The sequence below is a fragment of the Acinetobacter sp. GFQ9D191M genome (assembly GCF_011174875.1).
Classification (GTDB): Bacteria; Pseudomonadota; Gammaproteobacteria; order Pseudomonadales; family Moraxellaceae; genus Acinetobacter.
In genome coordinates, this window is the sequence record NZ_JAALGV010000176.1 from 1 (window position 1) to 1,101 (window position 1,101).

General features: G+C 34.4%; 1 protein-coding gene. It reads left to right on the forward strand.

Annotated elements, in window-relative coordinates; all coding sequences use genetic code 11:
* The first annotated feature begins 56 nt into the window (after positions 1-56).
* Positions 57-1,085 (forward strand): transposase, encoded by a 1,029-nt coding sequence (locus G5T77_RS17000; RefSeq protein ID WP_166139641.1) that lies wholly within the window; start codon positions 57-59, stop codon positions 1,083-1,085.
* The last annotated feature ends 16 nt before the right edge of the window (positions 1,086-1,101 follow it).

Genomic DNA, 1,101 nt, shown 5'->3' on the forward strand with positions numbered 1-1,101 from the left:
TAGGACTTACGCATTGACGGATTCAAAAAAGTATTAAAATACTTTATAAAGTATCTGTGATCAGACGAATTAAACATGCTTCTACAGCAACTTGTACATTACCCATTTATATGGGCTTTCTCATGACAGAACCGAACTCTATTAGCTGCACACAACTTGCCGAGACTTATAATATCTCGCATGATAGTGTAAATCGCTTTCTAGAGCGTGAAGACTACACACCTCACGACCTATATCAAGAATCAATTCAACATATTGATAATAATAAACTTATAGTCAGCATTGATGATACTGTTTTAGATAAACCATATAGTCAACATATGGACTTGGTTAGCTATTTTTGGTCAGGCAAACACCACCGATCCGTCAAGGGTATTAATCTCATTACCTTGTATGCGATAGATCAAAATGGTCAAAATATTCCAATTAATTTCCGAATTTATGACAAATCTGAAAGTAAAACCAAGAATGATTACTTTATGGATATGTTAAGTGAAGTACTCAGTTGGGGTGCAAAGATTCAATTTATTACAGGTGATAGTTGGTATTCATCGACTGGAAATCTAAAAACCATAAGAAAACATGGTATTCGATTTATGTTTGGTATCGACTGTAACCGTAAGGTTTCCCCAGAAAAAGGACAATGGTTTCAACTGCGTTTATTGCCAGATTTCCATCAGGGTCAAGTGGTCTGGCTCAAAGATTTTGGCTTTGTACAATTATTTAAGACTCAGTTAAAAGAACAGCAGAGGTTTTATATTGTGCATCAAGATGAAGATGATTTATTGTCCTTTGAGGGTTTTCATGAATTACATTCAAGTCATTGGAAAATAGAGCAATATCACCGGGTGGTTAAACAGGTTTGTCATATTGAAAAGTTTCAAGTAAGACGATCTAAACTGATTTTGAATCATATTTTTTCAGCCTTGATGGCCTACGTTGAGATACAAAAGAACCAGTTTGAGCGGATCTTTGAAAATGTATATCGTTGGCAGAAGAAATTATTTAGACCAGTTATCAAAAACTTCATTGATGACTTTATTCTCGATAAAAATCATCTGCTACCACAGAGAATCTATAAATAATAGTGCGTAAGTCCTA